This window comes from Stenotrophomonas sp. 278 (genome assembly GCF_003935715.1).
In the GTDB taxonomy this organism is placed as follows: Bacteria; Pseudomonadota; Gammaproteobacteria; order Xanthomonadales; family Xanthomonadaceae; genus Stenotrophomonas; species Stenotrophomonas maltophilia_AH.
This window is the reverse complement of record NZ_RHPP01000044.1, coordinates 1-23143: the sequence shown is the minus strand read 5'-3', so window position 1 is coordinate 23143 and position 23143 is coordinate 1. Positions and strand designations below refer to the sequence as shown.

Genomic DNA, 23143 nt, shown 5'->3' with positions numbered 1-23143 from the left:
TCAGCAACATTACTGGTGAGTGCAGAGCAGCCGGGCAAGCCCGGCTCTACAAAAGCGCGGCGCCGCCTAAGCCTGCGGTCGACGCGCCACCCAGCCCCGGAAGCTCAGCGCAGCGTAGAACAGCTCCACCTCCTCAAACCCCGCCGCCTCAAGAAGCGCCACCTCGTCTCTCGCGGAAAGCGCCGGCAGCTTGGTCGACATAGCGACAATCCCAACCTCATCCTGTTCACTCACCACGCCATTGGCCGAAGCAAAGGCAGCAGAACGACGAAGCCAACGCAGGCTCTCCTCAGGCGCATAGCTGTGGTGCGCAACCACCAGCACGCCACCCGGCTTGAGCCTTAAGAACAACTCCCGCAAGGTCCGCAGCCGCGCATCACGGTCAAGAAAGTGCAGCGTCAGAATGCAGGTAGCCCCATCGAAATGCCGCAGCGGCGCATCCTCGATGAATCCCTCCACCAGCTCGGCACGGGAACCCTCGGCACCCAGCGTCTCCCGCGCAAGCTCCAGCATGGGCGCAGAGGGGTCCACCCCGACAAAGCGCCAACCTGGATGCGCCTGGGCAAAGGCGCTGAGCTCGAGCCCGCCTCCAGCCCCCAATACCAAAATGTCGCCATGCGCCGGGACTGACTCCGCGAGAAGCACATGGGTCATGCGATGGAGGGCAGCCATGCCAGGCACTTTGGCCTGGGCGGTTTCCTGATAACGGCTGACGGCGGCGGCGTCTTGGAACGTGGACATGGGAACTCGGCACAAAGCATGACCCCAAGTATGTAACACACAACGTTACATATGGCGAAGCCAGCCGTAGAGCCGGGCTTGCCCGGCTGCTTTTCACGCATGATCCGCCAAACCAAGCCACCCAAAAGCCCCAAGCAGCCGGGCAAGCCCGGCTCTACGTCCGCGATTGCGCCTCTTCCGCCGCCATCTGCGCCTCTTCCTTCGCGTCGTTCACAGAGACCGCTTCCCGCCCTTCAAACGTGTCATCAAACGACCGCGCGGACGCCCGGGAAAAACGAATTTCGCTACGGGGCAGGGCATTCACCACACCATGGCGCTTGAACGCACTGTCCAGCTCCCACAGATACGCTGCCCGCACAGCCGAATTCCGTCGCGACGCCGCTTCCGTCAGCCATACGGCCAGGATGTAGTCCATCGAGCTGCCTTCGCCCCCCATCAGCCACAGCTGCGGCCGCTTCGGCCCGGACGCCGCCAGCGTGAAGGGCACCTGCAGGGCCGCATCCAGCGCGGCCTTCTTGACCAGTTCCTTGTCGACATCGAGATCCACCGAGAATGCGATCCGGATCCTGCGGTTGAGCGAGCCGTGGGTCCAGTTGACCAGGCGCTTGGTCACGAATTCCGAGTTGGGTACGAGCACATCAATGTTGTCGTTGGTGGTGATCAGGGTGGAACGAATGTCGATCGACTTCACGACGCCCCGGGTGTCCTTGTCCAGCTCGATGAAATCACCCACCCTCAGTGAGCGGTCGAACAGCAGGATCAGCCCGGAAACAAAATTGCTGAAGATGGCCTGCATGCCAAAGCCCAAGCCGACGCCGATGGCACCCGTGAACACGGCAAACTGGCTCAGCGGGACACCCGCGACCTGGAGGGCGACAAGGGCACCAAAGCCAAGAATCACGTAATGGAGGAGTCGCGAGAAGGTGTACAGCGTGGCCTGGTTAGCGTCGGGGTGACGGCTGCCATACCTGCGGATGCCACGACGTACCGCGCTGGCCAGCAGCCAGGTGACCAGCAGCGCCAGCACGCCGGCGAGGGCGTCGCCGAGGCTGACCCCAACCCCCAAGAATGAAAGGGGCTCGAGTGCCAGGGCATCTTTTACATCGCGGAGATCTGCCATCGTGGAGCCAGAGGCGGGGGAGGGGGCCGCCCGTGCACCCCACTTTCCGGCTGCATCTGCATGGCGTCCACCGTAGAACTACGGGGCCGCCTGGTGGTTTGTACTGGTTAACCCGCACCCGCCTGCCCACTGCCCGGGGGAATGCCCCGTTCCGTAGAGCCGGGCTTGCCCGGCTGCTCTTCGCAGAAAAATCGACACACGACCACATTCAAGGATGTCGCAGATCCCTGCTTGATGACCAGACTGGGGCGCTTGATGCCAAAGGCAGCCGGGCAAGCCCGGCTCTACGGGGTGAATTCCGGCGCCCGCCCGTAATCCTCCTCCCGGAACGGCCTGTCCCCAAACAGGAACCCGTAATAGAACCGCCGCAGCTGTGCGTGATACGCGCGAATCCGGTCCTGATAGGCAAGGTGCGCCTGCATATCCGTCCCCGCCATCCGCGTCAGCGCCGCCTGCAGCCCAACCGGCGGCAGCACCCAACCCAGCGAATTCGCCGCATCAGTACGCTTCTCGATCCCCGCCCGGTACGCCGCGCTCATCGGCGCAACCGAATCATCCCCGTTCTGGTGAAACGCCAGATACCACTTGTAGTGGAACGCGGTGCCAAGCGGTGCCGACTGACTCCATTCCGGATACTTCGCATAGAAGCGCTGCATGGTGTCCTCGCGCGGAATGTCCCAGGCACCGTTGACTGCCTCGCGCTGAGCGCGCGCAATCTCGGCCCCTTGCTCCACCGGAATAGCCCGCTCGATCGCCACGTTGGACAGCGCCGGCAGCACCAGCGCCACCGTGACCCACACCGCGGCCAATGTGGCGGCGTTGGTGCTGGACGCCCAGCTGCGCCATGCCACCAGCAGGGCCACGGCAATCCAGAAGGCGAGGTAGGCCACCATCAACCCCAGCACGCCCACGATCTGCAAGGCAGGCACGCCCTGCTGGATCGCCACCACCGCAAAAGGAACGCCCAGGGAGACGGTCAGGGCCAAACCCCTCACCACCGCACGCCGCCCATACAGGCGGGTGAGCGAACCCGGCAGACTGGCCAGGGTTCGTTCCCGTCCGGATTCACGCTCGGCCGAACGCAGATCGTGGAACAGCACGATCACGAAAAGCGGGGCCAGGAAGGTGAGCAGGAACGCGAAGTCGAACCGGCCGGCCAGGGCCAGCTCCGGATTGAAGGCGTCGCCATCGTGGATCTGCGCTTCCAATCCCAATGCACGCACGCGCAGCACAAAGGGGGCCACGTCCCGCATGCCCACGGCAGCAAACGCCAGCGGTGACGGCGGGTTCCAGGTGGGGTGGAAGGAGTAATAGGCCGCCGTGCCTGCATCCTGCGACGGTCCATTCTTCGCAACCAACGCAGCCATGTCTTCAGCCTGCAGTCCGGCGATACGGGCGATGGCCTCACGCTGGCTGTCGATCCGCTGCACGCCGGAAATGAGGCTGGCCACGGTCAACGCCGCCAGCAACACCAGGCCGGCCACCGCCACCTTGGAGCGCAGCAGCAGGGTCCATTCGTACTTCCACAGTTTCATCGCGCCACCTCCAGACGGCGGGCGCTCAGGGCGAGCGCGAGCAGGGTGGCCAGCAGCCAGCCAAACAGAATCAACAGGCCGGGCAACAGACTGTGCAACACGGTCGTCCACGCCGGCGGGCTGAACTGGAAGTGCGGAATCTCCTGCCAGTGGCTGCTGTCCACGCGCTTGCGCTGGTCAGCACCCGCATCCTTGGCGGTATCGTCGGCGTAACTCACGCCGTCGGCCTGGAGCTGGTTCAGCTGCTGGACCAGGCGATAACGGTGCGCTTCGGCCTGATCCAGGAACCGCAGGTGCGCGGACAGGTCCGTCGCCGCGGCAGCCATCGAAAGCTGACGCAGGGCAATGGACGGGCTGAGCAGCGCGAAGCGGCCCACCAGCTCGTTCTGCTTGTGCTGCGCCTCGGCACTGCGCTCGGCATAGTCGTTGAACAGGGCGGACGTCACCCGCTCGCCTTCCACCGCCAGCAAGCCTTTGTAGTTCACCGGCAGGTCTTCGATGCGCGACACGCCGTACTGTTCCAGCACCCTGCGGCGGAACGCGGAGAAGTAGGGGTCATCCGCATTATGGCTGTCGCCCAGTGCGCGCAGGTCGCGTCCGATGCCGACCTCGGTCTGCAGCCGGTCCGGCAGCGTGTAGGCGGCATAGGCCACATCAGGAGCCACGCGCGGCACCAGAAGGGCAGAGACCGCCCATACCGCCACCAGCACCAGCAGGGCATCGCGCCGGCGTGCCAGCAGTGCCGATGCAGCCGCAATCACCGCGCACCAGCTGCCCAGATACAGCACATAGCCGAGCATCAGCACCGTCGCCACCACGCCGGAAGCCTCAGGTGCCATCGCCAACAACGCGAGCCCAACGAAGGCCGGCAGCATGAATACCAGCGACACCAGCCACAGCGCAGCCAGCTTGCCTCCCACAATCGCCCGTAGCGAGGCACCTTGAAGCATCAGCTGACGCAGCGTGCCGCGCTCGCGCTCCTGCGCCAGCACGCCGTGGCCGAGGAAAATCAGCACCAGCGGTGCCAGAATCTGCAGCACGAACGCCGGCGTGAGCTGACCGAAGCGGGTGAGGATGGAGCTCTGCATCACATCGCCGAAGTTGGCGGTGTTCTGCCGATGCCCTTCGAGAAACATGCTGCTGCCGGTGAACGGATCCACCCCAGGATCAAACGCCGCCAGCGCGGAGGGCAGCCGATACACGAAGTGCCCGTAGTGCACCACGCGATGCGGATGCCGGTCCGGCTGGGCGTCGAACGCCTCCTGTGCGGCGGCCTGCTGGCGCTGCCGGTACTCTGCTGCCGACTGCATGTGGTGCGAGGAGACAGCCGTAGCGGCCACCGCCAACAGGGTCAGCAGCACAATGCCCGCAACTGCAGTGCGGTCCCGCAGCATGGCGCGCAGTTCATTGCGCATTACCAGAACCCAGGCACTCATGCCGCCGTGGCCCTGCCGGAGAAGTGGGCGTGCAGGGCGGGCAGATCAAATGCCCCACGTTCGGACGCATACGCAATGCTTCCACGCTCCAACACCCCAATCCGGTCCGCCACCTCCACCGCACCCATCAGGTCATGCGTCACCATCAGCACGGCCGTACCCCGTGCCCGCACAGACTCAAGCAGCCCATGGAAATCCGCACTGGCACCCGGATCCAGCCCGGAAGTAGGCTCATCAAGCAGCAACAACGGCACCTGACGCATCAGTGCGATGGCGATGGCCACCTTCTGCCGCATGCCCTTGGAGAACCGCCCCAGCCGCTGATGCCACGCTGCCTCCTGCAGCCCGGCAGCCCGCAGCGCCTCGACCAGAGCATCGCGGGAAACCGCAGTGCCGCTCAGGGAGAGCAGGTAATCCGCGTTCTCCACCGCCGTCAGGTGCTCATACAGCGCAACGTTCTCCGGCAGGTAGGCCAATTGGCTGCGGGCACGGGCGGGATCTTCCCAGGGCGTCACCCCGGCAACCCGGACTTCCCCGGCTTGGGGCCTCAGGAAGCCCAGCAGCACCGAGAGGGTGGTGGACTTGCCGGCACCGTTTCCTCCCAGCAGGGCATAGATGCTGCCGGGTTCGACCTGGAGGTTCAGGCCGTTGATCACGGGCTTACCGGAGAACGCCACCTGCAGGGCGCGGACGTCGACGACGGGGGTAGAGGAGGTCAATGCGGCACTCGTGAGGGAAGGGGGGCGAGCAGCCTACCACGTAAGGTTATTGCATATCATTACGGTGAATGGGCCGCGCGGCTGCCGTCGTGACGCCGCACTCTCGTCGCCGTCCGGTAGCGCCGGCCGTTGGCCGGCCCACGCAGACAACGATTCACGACGCGGCAGCTCGGCGTGGCCAATGCCAAGCAAGGGATCCTCGCAGTACGATAGCCCCGCAGTCATTTCGCACCGACACACGCACACGGCCCAAAAAGCCCGAAGGAATCACCCGCAATGGATATGCAGGTCGCCAATCGCGCACCCACGACCAACTCGGATCCCCAGGCCGAACTGACCTTCTCCTGGCTGTACCACCAGGTGCAGGCCAACGCCTCGACCACCATCTACCCAAAGGCATCACGACTGGAGCGCGGCTCGTTCTTGGGCGGCCTTGCAGCCACAGGTATTGGCCTCGCCATTGCCTCACTGCCGGCAATCATGCAGCCGGCCCTCTGGATGGTGACAGCACTTAAGGCCTGCCTGGCAATTGAGGTAACCGGCTTTGCTCTCTCATTTGCACTGATGCTGACCAGGGAAGGGCGGCAATATAAAAAGCCGCGTCTATCCCATGCCGCTGAAATGGATGACGAGTTCAAGCATTGGAAGAAACTGGTAGCACTGCTGCGCGAGTTCCCGCAGACCGAGCGCCAGCAACGGCTTCGTTACGTCAGCCAAATTCGAACCGGCATGATTGATCGCACCGGCCTGATGTACGGTGGCCTCCAGAAGATGGGGCCGTTTCCTTTGCTGATTGCGCTCTACCTGCAGTTTCGAAACTGGGAATGGGGCGACTGGGCCGGGGCATTTGATGTAAACCTCGTTGGTGGGCTGCTCATTTTCGCGCTGGTTTTGCTGTATGTGATGGGTTGGGTGCTGATCGGCATGAGAGTTCGATTGGATACCTACGTGATGCTGCTCGAGGCATCACTCGAAGAACCGCAACCCTAGGCGTGTTGAAACCTCTTGAATGCGACGCAGCGAGCGCTCTTTGCGCTGGATGCGACATCGTCCAACACGCCGGGACCTAGATAACTTGTTGCTCACACGTGCCGAGCGGTTGAAATACTGAGGATTTCGCTATCCTCATTTCTGGCGCATGCCGTGCCTCAGGTGTCAGAGCCTCGATTAGTTGTTTGCAAGTTGGATGACGTATGTCTGCTGGGTAGCGATGTGCAGCGCCCTTGCGGAAATACGTCCTACCGCTAATCACAGCTCTGAGCCGCCATCCTGGCGATGGAGCACCACGAGGAGACCATAATGGACAACGACTGGGCCAACCTGACCGAAGAGCAGCGCGAGTTCCGCAGGCGCTTCTGGCGCGCACCGAAGAGCGTGATGATCAACGCGCTTCACCATGAAGGCCTGAAGACCTATCCCGGATGCCCGAGCGTGCCGTGCATGAAAACGCGCGGGCTGTGGATTCGTGATCTTGGGGTGGAGCCGGGTAGACGGATGTACCTGGGTACCGGGCAGGAGCTGATTGTGCTCGCTGGGAATCCGTCGAGAGAGGCGCTCTCCGAGGCGGTCGTGCGGTTCCAGGCCACCGGGGATCGGTGGAGGCTGGTTCTGGCCAGGTAAGCGGAAGGTAGACGGGGCGGCGGCATCGCCGCCCCGAAATCACCTGCCTGCGCGTGAGGCTATCAGCGGCCCACGATCAAGGCTTCGGGCCGCTGGTGCCGCCGTCCGGCTGCGTCTCGGCAGGCGACCCGCGAGGTACCGAGACCACGGTCATACCTTCAATCGTGGCGAGGACCTTTCCGCCGAGTGCAGACGCGGACGCGGGATCGGGGCAGCCGGCGAGGTCTGCGGTGTGATCAAGCCACTGCGAGGTTGCTTCGCTCTCGCCGAGACGGCGACAGGGGGCTCCGTCGGTCGGATAGCCAGTCCCAACGAGTACCAGCGAAGAAGCGCGCGTGGCGGGCGAGGGCGCGAGCGTTTCAGCCTGCGGTGCCACGGCGGGTTCCGTTGGCTCTACGCGTTGGCACGCGCTCAGCAGACCGATACACATCAAAGCGGGCATGAAAGCGTTCATGTAGCTTCTCCAGCGGAAGGACACGAGGACACTCAGACTGCACATGGAAGCTTACGCCGAACCTACGCCGGCCAGTGGTCAGGCGACCTTGCATGTTCAATGAATGCGCGCACCGCTGCCGTCATCGGTCGGCCGGGCGGGTAGAAGAGGGCGAGCCCGGGGAAGGGCGGTGTCCAGTCGTCAAGCACTGTCACCAGCGCTGCCTGGTCCAGATGGGGTCGTGCAATGTGTTCTGCGACAAGCGCAATGCCATATCCTGCGATGGCACCCTGCAGCGCGAGGTCCTGATGTCCGGAAAGGCTGAGCTGTCCCCGCACGTCAATTTCCTTCTTGACGCCGTCCTTCGAGAATTCCCATTTGTAGACGCCACCATTGGGAAATCGCATCCTGAAGCACGCATGTTCAAGCAGATCCTCAGGTATCCAGGGAGTCCCATGCTTGGCGATGTAGCCCGGTGACGCCACCACGACCAGGCGAAGGGGCGGACTACACAGGACCGCCACCATGTCCTTGGGCACGCTTTCGATCAACCGCGCGCCGATATCGAACTCCTGGTCGACGATATCGATCAGACCATTGTCCAGGGCGAGCTCCACCTGGACCTCCGGATGGAGAGCCAGGAAAGGCAACAGGATCGGGGCAAGCAGAACGTGCGCCCCGCCGACGGAGGTATTGATCCGGATCCTGCCGGAAGGGGTTTCCCTATGCTGGTTCATCGCGTCGAGTGCGAGCGCAAGCTCCTGCAGTGCGGGCTCCACCCGGCGAGTGAACTCCTCGCCCGCGGGCGTCAACGACACGCTGCGCGTGGTGCGATTGAAGAGCCGAATACCCAGGCGATGTTCCAGTTCTGCGATCGTGTGACTGACGGCTGACGGCGACATGCCGAGTTCCGCCGCAGCGCGCCTGAAGTTGCGGTGGCGGGCCACGCTGAGTACTGCATTGAGGTTAGCTATATCGGGTCTTGCCATTGTCCTGATTCTTTCATGGGTGCATGCAACGCGCGGCGTATTGTTGTGCCGTGGAGCCGAACCTAGATTACCTGCATCCCCACATGCAGGAATTTCCATGTCGACCGTCCTCATCACCGGTGCGTCCTCGGGCTTTGGCCTGGAAAGCGCCAAGCTGTTTGCCGCGAAGGGCCACAACGTCGTCGCCACGATGCGGAACACCGCGGCTGTCCCAGAACTAGACGGACTACCGAACGTGCTCGTGACACGTCTCGATGTCCAGGACGCGGAAAGCATTCAGGAAGCACTGAAAACCGCCATCAACCGCTTCGGCCACATCGATGCCGTCGTCAACAATGCGGGGTTCAGCCTTTGGGGCGTATTCGAATCGCTACCGCGCAAGAAAATACAAGAGCAGTTCGACGTCAATGTGTTTGGCGTCATGGAGGTCACACGCGCTGTGCTTCCGCACTTCCGCGCCCGTCGCAAGGGGATCATCGTCAACGTCAGCTCCGGTGCCGGCGTCTTCGGCCTGCCGATGATCTCCGCCTACAACGCCAGCAAGTTCGCGCTGGAGGGATTCTCCGAGTCGCTGTCGTACGAACTGCTGTCGCAGGGCATCGTCGTCAAGATCGTGGAGCCGGGTGGTGTGCTGGACACGAAGTTCTCCGAGCGGCTGGCTCAGGAGGCTGCGGAAGCACCGGCCGCGCCCGATGACTATGCAGCGTTCATCGCCGGAACCGAAGAGGTATTCGCAGGCCTTCGCGCGAACCGGCTGGCTACGTCTGCAGACGTCGCAAAGGTCATCTTCGACGCGGTGACAGACGGCACAACGCAGCTGCGCTACGTGGCGACCGATGACATCAAGCCGCTGGTTGAGGCCAGGCGCTCGGCCTCGGAGGCCGAATACAGTGAAATGATGCGCCGGAAGTTCATGCCACGCGCTACGGGTTGATTCCGGAGCAATTGGCCGCTGGCATCAATGCTGCAGGCTCATGGGCTTGCTCCCGCCAGGGGGCAGCCCGAACCGGGCTCTCACCCAGTTGAGGAAGGCTCCATACGGTCGGCCTGATACGAGCATGATCACCGTGGCACCGAGCACTCCGAATGCCAGATCTTTACCGGAAGCACCACTGGCGAAGATGATTCCAGCGTAGATGGGAACCTGAAACGTGACCAGGGCGGTGCTGTCCCAAAGCAACCTGGACCATCGACCGGTGGACGCCCGTCTCATCAGAAAGTCGCGCCACATCCCATACGGCCTTGCAACAGGAACCATCAACGCAGCGCCCAATAAACGCGCGTGAGCGACCTCTTCCCACGTCATGTTTGAAACGAAACGCTCGTTCAACGCCCCCGTGATGGTGAAGAAGATTACAAGCGCCAAGGTGTCTGCAAGGAAAGACCGCATTCTCTGTGGCTCTGCGCCGCTGTCATTCCTGCTTTTCATGAGTTGTTCCCCGGATCGGGTTGACGACCTCAATGCCGGCGAAGTCGCGCCCGTTGTCCGTGACCACGACGCAGCCATTGACGGCCGCGATCGCTGCAATGATGGTATCGAAACCGCTGCGCGGACGGCCGTTCAACTTGGCATCCGCCATAAGGTCGGCCCAGACCAGACCTGCTTGATCATCAAACGAGAGGATTCGACCAGCGAAAAGGGCCTGGGGGCCTTGCGGTCCGTTGAACCAGGCTTCGAGCTGATCTCGACGTTTTCCGGCCGGCATTTCCAGGATTCCGCGGCGAAGCTCGGCCAGGGTCAGCGTCGAGATGAAGAGATCCTCGTCGGACTGCTCTGCCATCCAGGCGATAAGCGATTGTGACGGTGTCGCCCTGGTGAAGTTGCTGATGATGTTGGTGTCGAGCAGATAGCGCATCAAAGGTCGACCTTGCGTCCTTCCTCATCAGGACGGGCGACGTCGAGTTCAGAGCCGATCAGCGGTGAGGCGAGCAGCGCTTTCAGGACGCCGCCCTTCGGCGTCATCTCTCCACCTACGCTCCGTTTTACGGTGTCCCGCAGCCGATCAGCGTTGGGACCACCCTCGGCAAGTCGACGGGCGAGGGCCCGCACCAACTCACGGTCCGAATCCCGCCCGGTCACTTCGAAGCGCACGAGCCCCTGTTTGGCCAGTCGTTCACGGAAGTTGGCGAGTGCGCGCTGTTGCGACGTCGTGCTCATATTCCTTCTCCAACGTATTGCCAGAATATATCCAGAATGAACTGAGGCCGCAAGGTTGGGCGCACTGCGCGCAACGGCACACCAGACCAACCGCGGGTCGGCCCTCTATACGCCTAAAATGTCATGTTATAACATCCCTACTCGGCTCCTGCGGGGAGGCGGCAGTTGGGATTGGGGAGTGCCACCCGCCGCCGCGTTGTTGATCCAGGAGCCGATGAGCAATGCGATTCGTCTCTTCAGCGGGGCACCCCAGGGTGGCCTGTGGCTCGTACGTGGCCTGCGTCACGGAACAGAGAAGGACGCCCTTACCGCCGCAGACCACCCAGCCAGGCAGAGAAACATGATGAAGAAACACGTCCTCACCGTTGCCATCGCGAGCGTGATGCTCGCCCCCCCGGCGGCGTCCGCACAGGATGTGCCACGCACCGCCACAGAGCTGGACAGGCTCACCGTGACCGGTGAACGCTCGATCAACCCGGCATTGACCGTGCTGCCTGTGCAGATTCTGACGGGGGATGAGCTGGTACATCGCCGCAAGGCCACGCTCGGCGAAACCCTGGACGGCCTTCCGGGCGTGCATCTGGACAATTTCGGCGGCGGCGCGTCCCGACCCGTCATCCGTGGCCAGACGCTTCCTCGTATCGAGATCCTTTCCGACGGCGCGAACGTCTTCGATGCCTCGTCCGTCTCACCTGACCATGCCATTGCCACCGACCCCATGCTGCTCGACGCGGTCGAGATCATCAGAGGTCCGGCCGCCGTTGTGTACGGCGGCAACGCAATGAGCGGAGCCGTCAACCTGATCGACAGCCGCGTGCCCAAAAGGCTCCCCGAGAATGGCGTGAGCGGCGCCGCAGAGGTCAGGCTGGGCTCCGGAGACGAGGAAAAAACCGGCATCGGTCGCGTGACGGCAGGGTTTGGCCAGATCGCGCTGCACGCGGAAGTTGCCAGGCACCAGAGTGACGACTACGACATTCCCGGCGGACAGCTCAGGGACTCATTCGCAGAAGGGACGACGTCTTCTTTCGGTGCGTCATGGGTAACCGCAAACGGCTACATCGGTGCCGCCCACACGCTGCAGGAAAGCAAGTACGGCCTGCCGGGTCATTCCCACGCCAATGGCGTCTGCCACACGCATGGCATTGATCTGCACTGCGCTGCACATGGAGCCTACGAGGACCCGTTCGGCTCCTCGGACGACCATACCGCCTGGATCAACCTGCGTAGTGAGCGCACTGACCTGCGTGCGGACTACGACGATCCGCTGCCCGGATTTGATCACGTTCGCCTGCGGCTCTCGACCACGGACTACAAGCACGATGAGATTGACGGCCCCGCCTACTTCAATCGCTACACCAACGAGGTGGACGACGGGCGGCTGGAATTGACTCACAAGCCACTGTGGGGCTTCTCGGGCACGTTGGGCGTTCAATACACGGACGGCACCTTCAGCGGACTGAACGTCAACAACATGCACGTGCCGTTCCCCAAGAACGGTTATGGGCTGGAGTCTGTCAGGCATCACGACACGAAGAACAAGGCCGTTTTCCTCAGTGAGCGTCGAGCGTTCGGGCGGTGGACTTCAGCATCGCCATGCGCAAGGACTGGCGGGAAACCACGGTGGGCACTCCAGCCTTCCTTCATGCCTTTGATGACGAGTACAAGGCGCTGTTTGCTGGATGGTATGGACCGGACTGGTATTCCTACCTGTCCAATGAGTTGATCACCGACTTCGTGAAGAAGAACCCGCCGGCCAAGGTCAACCCGTTCTCTGCCTCCATCGGGGCCACGTGGAATCTGGACGGCGGCTACTCCACGTCTCTTTCTCTTGGTCGCACCCAGCGTGCGCCGAGTGTTCGGGAACTGTATGCCTACGGCAACAACCTAGCCACCAACAGCTACGAGGTCGGCCTTGCCCGGTCTCGCAGTGCGTCAAGCACCTTCCCGGAAAGCAGGACCGATGTGCTGGAGACCACCCGGTCTGCTGACCTGACCCTGCGCAAGGTGGGGGGACCTATTGAGTTTGAAGTCGGCGTGTTCTACCAGGACATCGAGGACTATGTCTTTGCGCGCCTGATCGAAACTGACAGCGAGACGGGTGTTCCACACAACTACCTGCTGTATACCGCCGCCGACGCGACCTTCCGGGGTGTCGATGGTCAGGTGAGCTTCCAGTTGAACGACGCCAATCGGCTGACGCTGTTCGGCGACTACGTCCGCGCGAAGCTGAAGACCGAGGACGACAATGTGCCGCGCATTCCGCCGGGCCGCCTGGGTGTTCGCCACCAGTGGAGCAGTGGGCCGTTCGCGGTGGACGCGGAGTACTACCACACCTTCTCGCAGGATCGAATCGCGTCTTACGAGACGAAGACCAGTGGCTACGACATGCTCAATGCCACCCTCTCGTATCGCCTGGAACTGACCCCGCGACAGTCCGCGGAGTTTTATGTCCGCGCCAACAACCTGCTCAACGAAACCGCGTACGTGCACACCTCGTTCGTGAAGGACCAGTCGCCGCTGCGCGGTCGCAACATGGTGATTGGCGTTCGCTACGACTTCTGAGCCCTTCAGCCGCGCGTTGCCACAACACAGCCCGCTTCGTAGAGCCGGGCTTGCCCGGCTGCTCTGGTAGAGCCGGGCTTGCCCGGCTGCTCTGGTAGAGCCGGGCTTGCCCGGCTGCTCTTGCCGAGCCACCCCTAAGATGTGGCCTCAATCCGCGACTCGTCGGGACGAAGAGCAGCCGGGCAAGCCCGGCTCTACAGAAGCGTCGCGTCGCCTACCTCTGGCGTAACCTCCGGCGGATCTCCGAATCCGTGCTCACTGCGCGTAACGCGTAAACACGTAATCCCGATCCTTGACCCGCGACGAGTGGCAGGCGTAGCAGGTTTGATGCTGCGCCTCGTCGGCAGGCTGGTCGTTGATGAAGCGCCCGTAGCCCCAGCCACCCGTGGCGGCGTAACGCTTGGAATCCTTGACCATCACCTGCACGGTGGTGGCCGCGCCGGGGATGGAGGCCGGCGCGAAGTCCGGCGACTGCTCATGCTTCCAGGCCAACTTGACCAGAACGCTGCCGTCCGGAAACGGGCGGACGTTCTGGCGATAGGCATGCAAAGCGGTCGGGTTGGCCACCACCACGCGCAGCTCATCCAGCGGTGCAGCTTCCTGGGCGGGCGCGACCAGCGGCCAGTCGCGGTAGCCCTCCGGCAGCCCCACGCCATAGATCGGTGAGACCGGGCCGGCCGGCGCATCGGCGAAGGCCATGTATCCAGTACCGAGCGCCAATACGCCCGCGACACCCGACAGCACAGCAACACGAAAGGTTTTCATCGCGTACTCCTTACAGGTGAGCGGCGTCGATGACGGCCTGGGTGAACTCAACCGGCGCTTCCTGCGGCGGGTTGTGCCCGATGCCACCGGTGAAGGTGCGGTGCTCATACTTGCCGGTGAACCTGGCTCGATAGGCCTCCGGCAGCGGATGCGGCGCACCGTTGGCATCGCCTTCAATGGTGATGGTCGGCACGCTGATCGACGGCAGCTGCGCCAGGCGCTGCTCCAGCGTCGCGTACTTCGGCTCGCCCTCGGCCAGACCCAGGCGCCAGCGGTAGTTGTGGATGGCGATGGCGACCTGGTCAGGGTTGTCCAGCGCGGCGGCACTGCGGTTGAAGGTCGCGTCGCTGAACTGCCACTGCGGCGATGCCAGCTTCCAGATCAGCTTGGCGAAGTCATGCGTGTTCTGCGCGTAGCCGTCGCGGCCGCGGTCCGTGGCGAAGTAGAACTGGTACCACCACTGCAGCTCCGCCGCCGGCGGCAAGGGCTTTTGTCCCGCCTCCTGGCTGCCGATCAGGTAGCCGCTGACCGACACCAGCGACTTGACCCGTTCGGGCCACAAGGCGGCGACGATGTCGGCCGAGCGCGCACCCCAGTCGAAGCCGGCCAGATTGGCCTGCTTGATCTTCAGGGCGTCCATCAGTGCGATCACGTCGGACGCCAGCGCCGCCGGTTCGCCGTTGCGCGGCGCGTCCGCCGAACGGAAGGTGGTGCTGCCGTAGCCGCGCAGGTGCGGCACGATCACGCGGTAACCCTGCGCCGCCAGTCGCGGGGCGACGTCCGCATAGGCGTTGATGTCATACGGCCAGCCGTGCAGCAGGATGATGACCTCGCCCTTGGGCGGGCCCAGTTCGGCATAGCCGACGTTAAGGTCACCCGCGTCGACGTGCTTGTCAGCTACCAGGGCACCGTGGGTGCTTGTCGTGGCAGGGGCAGGGGAGGGGGCGGCAGCGGCGACACCGCCGGCCAGCAGCAGTTGGGCAGCGAACAGCATCGGTGCCAGGCGGGAGGACTTGCGCGAGGTCGGGTCGGACGAATCCATGGTCGTTCTCCTGTTACGAAAGGGATGTGTCGGCGATCAGAGCGAGGTGCGCAGCGGGCGGAACGCGGCGCGAAGTTCGTTGGCGAAGAGCTGCGGTTGCTCCCAGGCGGCGAAGTGGCCGCCCTTGGAGGCTTCGTTGAAGTAGTACAGCGTGGGATAGGCGCGCTCGGTCCAGCTGCGTGGCGCGCGGTAGATCTCGGCCGGAAACACTGAAACGGCCACCGGCACGGTGATCTGAGTGGTCTTCTGCGCGGCGGCGCTGAAGTTGTTGTTGTTGTTTTCCCAGTAGAAGCGGCCCGCCGCGGTTGCGGTCCCGGTCAGCCAGTACAGGCTGATGTCGTCCAGAATGGCGTCGCGGCCGAGCACGGCTTCGGGCATGCCGTTGCTGTCCGTCCACTGCGCGATCTTGTCGTACATCCACGCGGCCAGGCCGATGGGCGAGTCGTTGAGCGCATACCCGATGGTCTGCGGGCGCGTGACCATCATCGCCCCGTAGGCGGCGTTACGGCCGAAGAACTGACTGAGCGCGGTGAACGCGCGCAGCTCGTCCGCCGCCAGTTCCGCTGGCGCAGGTGCACCACTGTTGATGGCGGGCACCAGCTCGGCGGGAACGGTGGCCGGCATGGTCAGGTGGATGCCGAGCAGGCCAGACGGGGGATTGCGGCCCATCGCATCGGAGATCACCGAACCGTGATCACCGCCCTGCGACACATAGCGTTCGTAGCCCAAGCGCTTCATCAACGTGTCCCAGGCGCGGCCGACGCGCTCCGGACCCCAGCCCAGTTCGGTGGGAATGCTGGAGAAGCCGTAACCCGGAATGGATGGGATCACCACATCGAAGGCATCCTCCGCGCGCCCGCCATGGGCAACGGGGTCAGTCAGCGGCCCGATGGCAGCGACGAACTCAAGGATGGAGCCGGGCCAGCCATGCGTGAGCAGCACCGGCAGCGCGCCCGGATGACGCGAACGCACATGGATGAAGTGGATGTCCACGCCGTCGATGGCAGTGATGAACTGGGGGAGGGCATTGAGCCGCGCTTCCAGCCTGCGCCAGTCGTAGCCGCCGCCCCAGTAGCTGGCCAGGGTCTGCAACCGGTTCAGTTGCAGACCCTGCGAATCGTCGGCGACCAGCTCGCGATCGGTCCAGCGCGTGGCGCGCACGCGCCGGCGCAGGTCGACGAGGTCGGCTTCGGGCAGATGCACCTGGAACGGGCGGATCGCATCACTGGTACCAACAGCCTTTCGCGTGACGGCGGTTGTTGCGGCCTGCGCGGTGCCCGCAGGCAGTAAGCCGGGCAGGGCAACGGTGGCGCTCGCCACGGCGACGGTGGCCAGCAGGCGGCGTCGCGCTGGATCGGGGACGACTTCGGATTCGAACTTCGACATCGCGTTCTCCATAAAGGGATGGAATCGCGCCGGTGATGCGGCAAGGTGCGGCCTGCATCGGCGTTGGAGCCATTTCACAGCGCTGATGTATCGCCTGCGTATCGATAATCCATTGGATTCGTAAGCGATCTTGTCCAACCAGGCAGGGCCTACAGTTCGTTACAAACTCGCACTGGTAACCGTTGTTTCCCGGCGTAAGCTGCCGTCCGTGCCGGTGAACGCTATTCGCCGGAACCCGAGTTTCAAATAGTCCCTAGGTATAGGCCCCTACACCGTCGTGTATGCCTGGCGCTGGCTAATCCGCGCCGCCTACGGTCCCTACATACCAACGTGTTATCGCCAGTCGCCCATGGCGCTGGTTAGATGCCGCCCGTAAACATGAGGAACGCAGTCATGTCACAACGATGGTTGATCACCGGAAGCTCACGCGGCCTGGGTCGGGCCATGGCCAGTGCCGTGCTGGAGGCGGGCAATTACCTGGTCGCCTCCGCCCGCGACGCCGCCGACCTGCAGGATCTGGTGGACCGTTATGGAGACCAGGTGAGGGCGGTATCGCTTGATGTCACCGACCCGCTTGCCGCTGAGCGTTCCGTCCAGGTCGCCATTGATGCATTCGGTGGGCTGGACGTGCTGGTGAACAATGCCGGCTACGGCAACATCAACTCCGTGGAGGACGTCACGCTGGACGACTTCCGCCAACAGATTGAGACGAACCTGTTCGGCACCGTCATCATGACGAAGGCCGCCATTCCGCTGATGCGCGAACAGCGAAGCGGCCACATCCTCCAATTCTCATCGGTTGGCGGCCGCATCGGTGCACCAGGCCGTGCCGCGTACTCTGCGGCCAAGTGGCGCGTCGAAGGCTTCTCCGAGTCATTGGCACTGGAGATGAAGCTGATCGGCGTACACGTGACGATCGTCGAACCGGGTGGTTTCCGGACCGACTTCGCCGGCAGCTCAACCTCACTGAGCGAGGGTCGCCCGGAGTACGACGCGGTGGTGGGTGCAACCGCCCGTATGCAGCGTGCCTACGACGGCAACCAGCCTGGCGACCCGGCAAGAGCAGCGCAGGCCGTCCTCAAAGTCGCCGCAATGGACGCCCCGCCGCTGCGACTGGCGCTCGGCAGCGATGCGGTGCGTGCCATCGAGCAGGTCGAACGCACACGCCTTGAAGAACTCGCCCAATGGCGCGAGCTGAGTATTACCTGCGATTTCCCCGCCTGATCCCCAACGAAACAAAGGAGAGCATCATGAAGAACCTGCTTACCGCACTCGCCCTGGGCGTTGCGACTGTTATCGCCCCCAGCGCGCTTGCAGAAACCGCGAAACCCACCATCGTGCTGGTGCACGGAGCGTTTGCCGATTCGTCCAGCTGGAACGGCGTGATCCGGATCCTGGAGAAGGACGGTTTCCCGGTTCTGGCGGTCGCCAATCCGCTGCGTGGCGTCGCCAGCGATGGGGCCTACGTGGCCAACGCCCTCGACAGCATCAAGGGCCCCGTAGTGCTGGTCGGCCATTCCTATGGCGGCAGCGTGATCACGGAGGCGGCGCGGGACCACGCCAACGTCAAGGCATTGGTGTACGTCAGCGCTTTCGCGCCCGACGCGGGCGAGACGGCGGCCGGGCTTTCCGCCAAGTTCCCGGGCAGCACTTTGGGACCGGCGATCGCGCCGCCGGTGAAGCTGACCACGGGGGGTAACGATCTCTACATCCAGCAGGACAAGTTCCACCATCAGTTTGCTGCGGACGTGCCGGCGGCAGAGGCCGCTCTGATGGCCGCCACCCAGCGGCCGATTACCGATGCCGCGCTGAACGAAGCCTCCGGCAAGCCGGCCTGGACCTCCATTCCGAGCTGGTTTGTGTATGGCGACAAAGACCTCAACATTCCGCCGAAGGCCATTGCCTTCATGGCCGAGCGCGCGCATGCCAGGAAGACCGAGGTGGTGCCGGGGGCGTCGCACGTGGTCATGGTTTCGCACCCGGATGTGACTGCACGGCTGATCGAGAGTGCCGCAAGGGGGGAATGAGCCAGCGGCTCCGCGCTCCGGTTAGTGAATGCCGTCTCACGAAGGATCCGTGAGGCGGCAGATTTGACAGACTACTAACGCCGCGCTGACGCGTTATGCGCCCGGTTGAGGTGGATAGTCACCACCAGTTCTGCAAGGAGATTCTCATGAGTGCTTATCCACAGTTCCAAGCCGCCACGCCGCGCGTGACCCGGATGGAAATGTCCGATCTGTATGTCGGCGACCGCACAACCGTGGTTCAGCTGGACGCCGTCCCCTGCGAGACGTGGGTCCAGAATCTGCGCGCACTGACACGTCAGTGCCCGAAGTTTTCCGGCGTAGAAGTGGAAGTAGAAGGTGAATGGGTTCATTTCGCAGGCATGCGCAAGGCCGAAGGTCCCGTGGCTGCCAACCTCCTGAAGCTGATCGCCGCCGCAGGTGAGATGGCGTATATGTCGCCCGCTGCTCGCCCTGTGGCGCCAGAGGCCAGGCCAGCCTTGGTTGCCTGGTGACCTGCGGCCCCTCGCAATGCTGATGCGTACGCACGCCGCATAAGTTCATGCAATGCAACGACCTTCCCCCCACAGCGCCGACTGTCTGGACCATCGGGCATTCCACTCGCCCCTGGGACGAGTTCTTACAACTGCTGTCGGCGCAAGGTATATCCGCCATAGCGGACGTGCGGCGGTTTCCCGGCTCGCGTCGCTACCCCTGGTTCGCATCGGAGCGCATGGCCGAAGCGCTACCGGCCCAAGGGATGGCGTATCAATGGATTCCTGAGCTGGGTGGACGGCGTAAGGTGCAGCCCGGCTCGCCCAATGGAGCATGGGACGTCCCCGCCTTCCAAGGCTACGCGGACCACATGGCGTCCGCCGAGTTTGCGAGCGGGCTGGAGAAGCTTCTCGCGCTGGCGAGAGAACACCGAACGGCGCTGATGTGCGCGGAAGGTCCTTGGTGGCGCTGCCATCGACGGCTCATCGCCGACCTGCTGACGCACAGGGGGCATGCGGTGTTGCACATCGTGTCGCACGCAGCACCCAAGCCGCATCCCCTGAGCCCGATGGCACAGGGGGCAGGGCAGGCGTTGGTTTATCCGCCGGCCCAGGCTGGGTTGTTCTAATGCGGGTCTTCCTTGAGGGCTAAGACTGCACTTCAGCGCGGAGGGCAATCTCGATCAGCTGTTCAGGGAAGGCTAGCGAGGAAACCCCGATAAGGTTGCTGGCTACCTGTGGGACAGCCTGACCGTAGACGACAGGCCTGACTTTTCCGCTCGCGGCAAACGCAGCAGGCACATCGATCACGAACAGGGTTTCTTCCACAACATCCGCAAGTGATGCGCCTAGTTCTGCCAGCAACACCTGCGCGTTCTCATAGGTGCGCTTCATTTGCGCCTCCATGGTGTCGAAGCTGGCAGGCTTTCCATCAGCACCCAGAGCGGCCGGCGCTACCAGCTGTCCCTCCGGCGTGTGTGAAAGCTGGCCTGACACGAAGATCGAATTATTAACGCGCACGGCCTGCACGTAACCATAGGCAGATTCCCACGGCACGCCGAAGCTGGCCGTCTTGCGATTGGAGGCGCTCATCGGATTGTCCTTTGTCAGGTGAAGGAATGAGTCTGCCTGCCTCCTCGGGCTCCCGCCTACCCCGAAAGGGTGAGGCAAGAGCGGCCCAAAAAAGCTGGGCGCAATATGGGGAACCAGGGATGGGGGCGACATCGAGTTCACGTTTGAAAGACCGCGCGCCCGCTACAACAGCCACACTGATCAAGCAGGAGCCGCATGTGCAGAAGAGCAGTGCGATGGAAGGGGTCACCGCGCAGTGGCCGGAGCGGATATGGGTGGTGCGGCATGGCCAGAGCGCCGGAAATGTAGCGCGTGACCACGCAGAAGCGAACAACATTACCCTGATCGAACTGGAACACCGCGATGCGGACGTGCCGCTTTCCTCGCTGGGGCAGCGGCAATCTCAGGCGCTGGGCGCCTGGGCCGAAGGGCTTTCCGAGCACCAACGCCCTCAGGTCGTGCTGGCCTCGCCGTACGTGCGTGCACGGCAGACCGCCCAGGCCGTGGCCGACGCCCTGGGGGGCGACCACCGTTTGGTCATTGACGAGCGGCTGCGCGAGAAGGAATTCGGCGTTCTGGACCGCTACACCTCAAGCGGCATCGTCGCCACCTTCCCTGAACTGGCCGCACAGCGGCGGCTGGTTGGAAAGTTCTATTTCCGCCCACCGGGTGGCGAAAGCTGGTGTGATGTGATCCTGCGGTTACGCGGCGTGGTGGGGGATCTTCAGCGAAACCACGCCGGCGCTCGCGTGATGATCGTCGCCCATCAGGTGATCGTGAACTGCATGCGGTACCTGCTGGAGGGCATGGACGAGCAGACCATCCTCGACATTGACCGCCAAGGCGATGTGCCCAATTGCGGCGTCACCGAGTACCACGTTGTCGAGGATGGTCGGCTCGCCTTGGCTCGCGCCAACTTCATCCCGCCTGAACTGGCAGACACCCCCACCACTGCTTCGCCTGACCAGCCCGCTGGAGCCCGGTGAGATGGCGCGCCCGTCGGTTCAGCGAGTAACGCCGGCGGTGCTGCGCAAGCGCCCCCTGCCGGCACCTGGCCGCGACAAGGAGGACAGGGGGCGGGTCTGCGTCGTTGGCGGATCCCGCCAAGTGCCCGGCGCGGCGTTGCTGGCCGGCGAAGCTGCTCTTCGGGCAGGTGCAGGCAAGCTGCAGATCGCAACTGTAGAGAGCGTGGCTACGGCGATGGCGCTGGCCGTTCCCGAAGCGCTGGTGCTGGGCATGCGCGAAAGCGCGCGCGGTGAATTGGCGGCGAGCGCGAGCGACCTTGAAGCCGCTCTGGATACCTGCGGTGCCGTCGTGATCGGGCCGGGCATGCGGCCCTCCAGGTTCCTGACCCGCTTGACGCAACGCGCTTCAGCACTGGAAGGTACGGTCGTGATGGATGCCGGCGCATTGCATGAGGGTCTGCAGGCCGCCGCCGGACGACCGTTCATCCTGACCCCGCATGCGGGAGAGATGGCACAGCTGTGCGGTGCGGAGAAGGATGCCATTCTTGCCGACCCACAGAAACATGCTCTCAGGATGGCGCGAGCCACCCGCAGCGTTGTGGCACTGAAAGGACCAGACACCTGGATCGCCGGGCCGGATGGCAGCGTCTGGCTGCACAGGGGCGGCGTCTCCGGACTTGGCACCTCGGGCTCAGGCGACGTGCTGGCGGGACTCATCGCCGGTTTCGCGGCGCGCGGCATGCCCGCGCTCGACGCGACGCTTTGGGGAGTTTGGGTTCACGGTGAGGCGGGACGCATGCTCGGCCGATCCGTCGGCGCATTGGGCTTCCTTGCACGAGAGATCGCGCCAATGGTGCCCCGCGTCCTCGCGCGGTTTCCGTTGGCTTCCTGAGTACATCCATACCAGCCACTTCGGCCTTGGCATGCATTGAGGGCCAGACGAATGAGATTGAAACGATGAAAATGAAGAGTGTGCTTATCCGGGAATACGGATCCAACGATCAGGTCGATCTTGCCGAGGTAACCCGGCCCATGCCCGAACCGGGCGAGGTCCTGATAAAGGTGAGTGCCGCTGGCGTAAATCCCATCGACTGGAAGATCCGGAGCGGAGCAGGGCAGCGCATGGGAATGACGCTTCCGATTCACCTGGGAAGCGAGGTGGTTGGCACGGTCGAGGCGGTGGGCCCCGGCGTGGACAGTTTCCGGGAAGGCGATCTGGTGTATGGCATGGTCTCATCAGGCGGCTTCTCGGAGTACACCATCGCTCAGGCAAGCCATCTGGCCCGCACGCCAGGCAATCTCGACATTATGCAGGCAGCCGCGCTGCCCCTGGCGGGCACCACAGCCTGGCAAGCGATGTTCAATGAAGCCGGGCTATCGGCCGGCCAGCGACTTCTGATCACGAACAGCTCTGGCGGCGTGGGTTCTCTGGCCGTCCAGTTGGCGAAGGCGCATGGCGCGCACGTCATCGCCGTGGCGTCTGGGCGGAACGAGGCGTTTGTCCGAGGCATGGGCGCTGACGAATTCATCGACTACACCCAGCAGCCGTTCGAGGAAGCCGTTCGTGACGTGGATGTGGTTCTAGATACGATGGGTGGCGACACCTTCCAGCGGGCTTTCAAGGTCCTGCGGAAGGGCGGGCGCATGGTGACCATTGTGGCCTTCCCCCAGGATGAAGCTGAGCGTTTTGGCGTGACCGTCAAGCGATCTTTTACCCGACCGGACGCAGACAGCCTCAGGGAGATCACTGCGTTGGTCGAGAGGGGAGAGATTACCCCGCACGTTGAAGCGGTGTTTTCTCTTGCTGAGGTAACGAAAGCGCTGGAGCTGTCTGAGGCTGGCCGGACGCGCGGGAAGATCGTGCTGACGGTTGGGTAGTGATGCGTTCGAGCGTGCGCGAGGCAGCCAGCGCCTGGCCTAGTCGAATGCGCCGTCCTCGCCGAGAGCAATGAGGCGATCGACAAGATGCCATAGCAGGGTTCTACCCCGATATCACGGACGGTTCTAAAAGAGCTGCAACCTTCTGATCCTGCTTGGCGACCCTTCTGCGCATCCTAGGGTTGTGGCGTCGCTCGATGTAGTCAAACACATCCGCTCGTGCCGC

At 63.5% G+C, this 23143-nt stretch carries 25 protein-coding genes and 1 pseudogene; 12 read left to right on the top strand and 14 right to left on the bottom strand.

Going from position 1 to position 23143, the window contains the following annotated elements; genetic code table 11:
- Positions 1-66 precede the first annotated feature (66 nt).
- The 5 genes from EGJ34_RS09490 to EGJ34_RS09470 all read right to left on the bottom strand — a co-directional run bounded on the left by EGJ34_RS09490 (position 67) and on the right by EGJ34_RS09470 (position 5551).
- Positions 67-741, bottom strand: a complete 675-nt coding sequence (locus EGJ34_RS09490) for a class I SAM-dependent methyltransferase (protein WP_125360247.1) — start codon at positions 739-741, stop codon at positions 67-69.
- Positions 742-895: 154 nt separating this feature from the next.
- Positions 896-1861 carry a mechanosensitive ion channel domain-containing protein gene (locus EGJ34_RS09485; RefSeq protein ID WP_125360246.1) on the bottom strand — a complete coding sequence of 322 codons (966 nt, stop codon included), beginning with the start codon at positions 1859-1861 and terminating at the stop codon, positions 896-898.
- A 284-nt stretch (positions 1862-2145) separates the two neighbouring features.
- Positions 2146-3396 carry a DUF3526 domain-containing protein gene (locus tag EGJ34_RS09480; protein ID WP_125360245.1) on the bottom strand — a complete coding sequence of 417 codons (1251 nt, stop codon included), beginning with the start codon at positions 3394-3396 and terminating at the stop codon, positions 2146-2148.
- On the bottom strand, positions 3393-4832 hold the full coding sequence (locus tag EGJ34_RS09475; protein WP_125360244.1) for a DUF3526 domain-containing protein: 1440 nt from the start codon (positions 4830-4832) through the stop codon (positions 3393-3395). Before EGJ34_RS09475 ends, EGJ34_RS09480 begins: the two co-directional genes overlap by 4 nt.
- Positions 4829-5551: an ATP-binding cassette domain-containing protein gene (locus EGJ34_RS09470; RefSeq protein ID WP_125360243.1), complete on the bottom strand. Its 723-nt coding sequence runs from the start codon at positions 5549-5551 to the stop codon at positions 4829-4831. Before EGJ34_RS09470 ends, EGJ34_RS09475 begins: the two co-directional genes overlap by 4 nt.
- Before the next feature lie 276 nt (positions 5552-5827).
- Between EGJ34_RS09470 and EGJ34_RS22700 the strand changes: the two genes are divergently transcribed.
- Both EGJ34_RS22700 and EGJ34_RS09460 read left to right on the top strand, forming a co-directional pair.
- Entirely contained in the window at positions 5828-6541 is a 714-nt protein-coding gene (locus tag EGJ34_RS22700) for a hypothetical protein (protein ID WP_260476948.1), read from the top strand.
- A 309-nt stretch (positions 6542-6850) separates the two neighbouring features.
- Positions 6851-7171, top strand: coding sequence for a hypothetical protein (locus EGJ34_RS09460; protein WP_125360242.1), 321 nt, complete (start codon positions 6851-6853; stop codon positions 7169-7171).
- A gap of 516 nt (positions 7172-7687) precedes the next feature.
- On the opposite strand, the gene EGJ34_RS09450 is transcribed toward EGJ34_RS09460, so the two are convergent.
- Complete coding sequence (locus EGJ34_RS09450; RefSeq protein WP_125360240.1) at positions 7688-8593, bottom strand: LysR family transcriptional regulator; 906 nt, start codon at positions 8591-8593, stop codon at positions 7688-7690.
- 97 nt (positions 8594-8690) lie between these two features.
- Here EGJ34_RS09450 and EGJ34_RS09445 point away from each other — a divergent pair, with 97 nt between their 5' ends.
- Positions 8691-9527, top strand: a complete 837-nt coding sequence (locus tag EGJ34_RS09445) for an SDR family oxidoreductase (RefSeq protein ID WP_125360239.1) — start codon at positions 8691-8693, stop codon at positions 9525-9527.
- A 24-nt stretch (positions 9528-9551) separates the two neighbouring features.
- On the opposite strand, the gene alaE is transcribed toward EGJ34_RS09445, so the two are convergent.
- Genes alaE through EGJ34_RS09430 form a run of 3 tightly spaced genes read right to left on the bottom strand, consistent with a single transcriptional unit; the run spans position 9552 to position 10751 of the window.
- Positions 9552-10022 carry an L-alanine exporter AlaE gene (gene alaE / locus EGJ34_RS09440; protein WP_125360238.1) on the bottom strand — a complete coding sequence of 157 codons (471 nt, stop codon included), beginning with the start codon at positions 10020-10022 and terminating at the stop codon, positions 9552-9554.
- Positions 10006-10449: a type II toxin-antitoxin system VapC family toxin gene (locus tag EGJ34_RS09435; protein WP_185750128.1), complete on the bottom strand. Its 444-nt coding sequence runs from the start codon at positions 10447-10449 to the stop codon at positions 10006-10008. The genes alaE and EGJ34_RS09435 overlap by 17 nt, the downstream gene beginning before the upstream one ends.
- The gene (locus EGJ34_RS09430; RefSeq protein ID WP_125360236.1) at positions 10449-10751 is read right to left on the bottom strand and encodes a hypothetical protein; all 303 of its coding nucleotides are present in this window, start codon (positions 10749-10751) and stop codon (positions 10449-10451) included. Before EGJ34_RS09430 ends, EGJ34_RS09435 begins: the two co-directional genes overlap by 1 nt.
- 340 nt (positions 10752-11091) lie before the next feature.
- On the opposite strand from EGJ34_RS09430, the gene EGJ34_RS22520 reads away from it, so the two are divergent.
- Both EGJ34_RS22520 and EGJ34_RS22515 read left to right on the top strand, forming a co-directional pair.
- Positions 11092-12474 (top strand): TonB-dependent receptor plug domain-containing protein, encoded by a 1383-nt coding sequence (locus tag EGJ34_RS22520; RefSeq protein WP_221740403.1) that lies wholly within the window; start codon positions 11092-11094, stop codon positions 12472-12474.
- Positions 12372-13313 (top strand): TonB-dependent receptor, encoded by a 942-nt coding sequence (locus EGJ34_RS22515; protein ID WP_221740402.1) that lies wholly within the window; start codon positions 12372-12374, stop codon positions 13311-13313. The genes EGJ34_RS22520 and EGJ34_RS22515 overlap by 103 nt, the downstream gene beginning before the upstream one ends.
- Positions 13314-13568: 255 nt before the next feature.
- Here the strand turns inward: EGJ34_RS22515 and EGJ34_RS09420 are convergent, their stop codons facing one another.
- Genes EGJ34_RS09420 through EGJ34_RS09410 form a run of 3 tightly spaced genes read right to left on the bottom strand, consistent with a single transcriptional unit; the run spans position 13569 to position 16506 of the window.
- Entirely contained in the window at positions 13569-14078 is a 510-nt protein-coding gene (locus tag EGJ34_RS09420) for a cytochrome P460 family protein (protein WP_125360235.1), read from the bottom strand.
- Between the two features lie 10 nt (positions 14079-14088).
- The gene (locus EGJ34_RS09415) at positions 14089-15120 is read right to left on the bottom strand and encodes an alpha/beta hydrolase (protein WP_125360234.1); all 1032 of its coding nucleotides are present in this window, start codon (positions 15118-15120) and stop codon (positions 14089-14091) included.
- A 36-nt stretch (positions 15121-15156) separates the two neighbouring features.
- Positions 15157-16506, bottom strand: coding sequence for an epoxide hydrolase family protein (locus EGJ34_RS09410; RefSeq protein WP_125360233.1), 1350 nt, complete (start codon positions 16504-16506; stop codon positions 15157-15159).
- A gap of 393 nt (positions 16507-16899) precedes the next feature.
- On the opposite strand from EGJ34_RS09410, the gene EGJ34_RS09405 reads away from it, so the two are divergent.
- From EGJ34_RS09405 to EGJ34_RS09390, 4 genes are all read left to right on the top strand, one after another.
- Positions 16900-17730, top strand: coding sequence for an oxidoreductase (locus EGJ34_RS09405; protein WP_125360232.1), 831 nt, complete (start codon positions 16900-16902; stop codon positions 17728-17730).
- 26 nt (positions 17731-17756) lie between these two features.
- The gene (locus EGJ34_RS09400) at positions 17757-18533 is read left to right on the top strand and encodes an alpha/beta hydrolase (RefSeq protein WP_125360231.1); all 777 of its coding nucleotides are present in this window, start codon (positions 17757-17759) and stop codon (positions 18531-18533) included.
- A gap of 146 nt (positions 18534-18679) precedes the next feature.
- Complete coding sequence (locus EGJ34_RS09395; RefSeq protein ID WP_125360230.1) at positions 18680-19024, top strand: hypothetical protein; 345 nt, start codon at positions 18680-18682, stop codon at positions 19022-19024.
- Positions 19025-19071: 47 nt separating this feature from the next.
- Positions 19072-19632, top strand: coding sequence for a DUF488 domain-containing protein (locus tag EGJ34_RS09390; RefSeq protein ID WP_125360229.1), 561 nt, complete (start codon positions 19072-19074; stop codon positions 19630-19632).
- Between the two features lie 19 nt (positions 19633-19651).
- On the opposite strand, the gene EGJ34_RS09385 is transcribed toward EGJ34_RS09390, so the two are convergent.
- The gene (locus EGJ34_RS09385; RefSeq protein WP_125360228.1) at positions 19652-20095 is read right to left on the bottom strand and encodes a Rid family hydrolase; all 444 of its coding nucleotides are present in this window, start codon (positions 20093-20095) and stop codon (positions 19652-19654) included.
- A gap of 215 nt (positions 20096-20310) precedes the next feature.
- Between EGJ34_RS09385 and EGJ34_RS09380 the strand changes: the two genes are divergently transcribed.
- The 3 genes from EGJ34_RS09380 (at position 20311) to EGJ34_RS09370 (ending at position 22917) form a co-directional block, all read left to right on the top strand.
- On the top strand, positions 20311-21060 hold the full coding sequence (locus EGJ34_RS09380) for a histidine phosphatase family protein (RefSeq protein ID WP_260476946.1): 750 nt from the start codon (positions 20311-20313) through the stop codon (positions 21058-21060).
- Between the two features lies 1 nt (position 21061).
- Positions 21062-21931, top strand: coding sequence for an NAD(P)H-hydrate dehydratase (locus tag EGJ34_RS09375; protein WP_125360227.1), 870 nt, complete (start codon positions 21062-21064; stop codon positions 21929-21931).
- Between the two features lie 65 nt (positions 21932-21996).
- Complete coding sequence (locus tag EGJ34_RS09370; RefSeq protein ID WP_221740400.1) at positions 21997-22917, top strand: NADP-dependent oxidoreductase; 921 nt, start codon at positions 21997-21999, stop codon at positions 22915-22917.
- Positions 22918-23020: 103 nt separating this feature from the next.
- On the opposite strand, the pseudogene EGJ34_RS09365 reads toward EGJ34_RS09370, so the two are convergent.
- Positions 23021-23143, bottom strand: a pseudogene (locus tag EGJ34_RS09365) (IS3 family transposase); the annotation flags it as partial.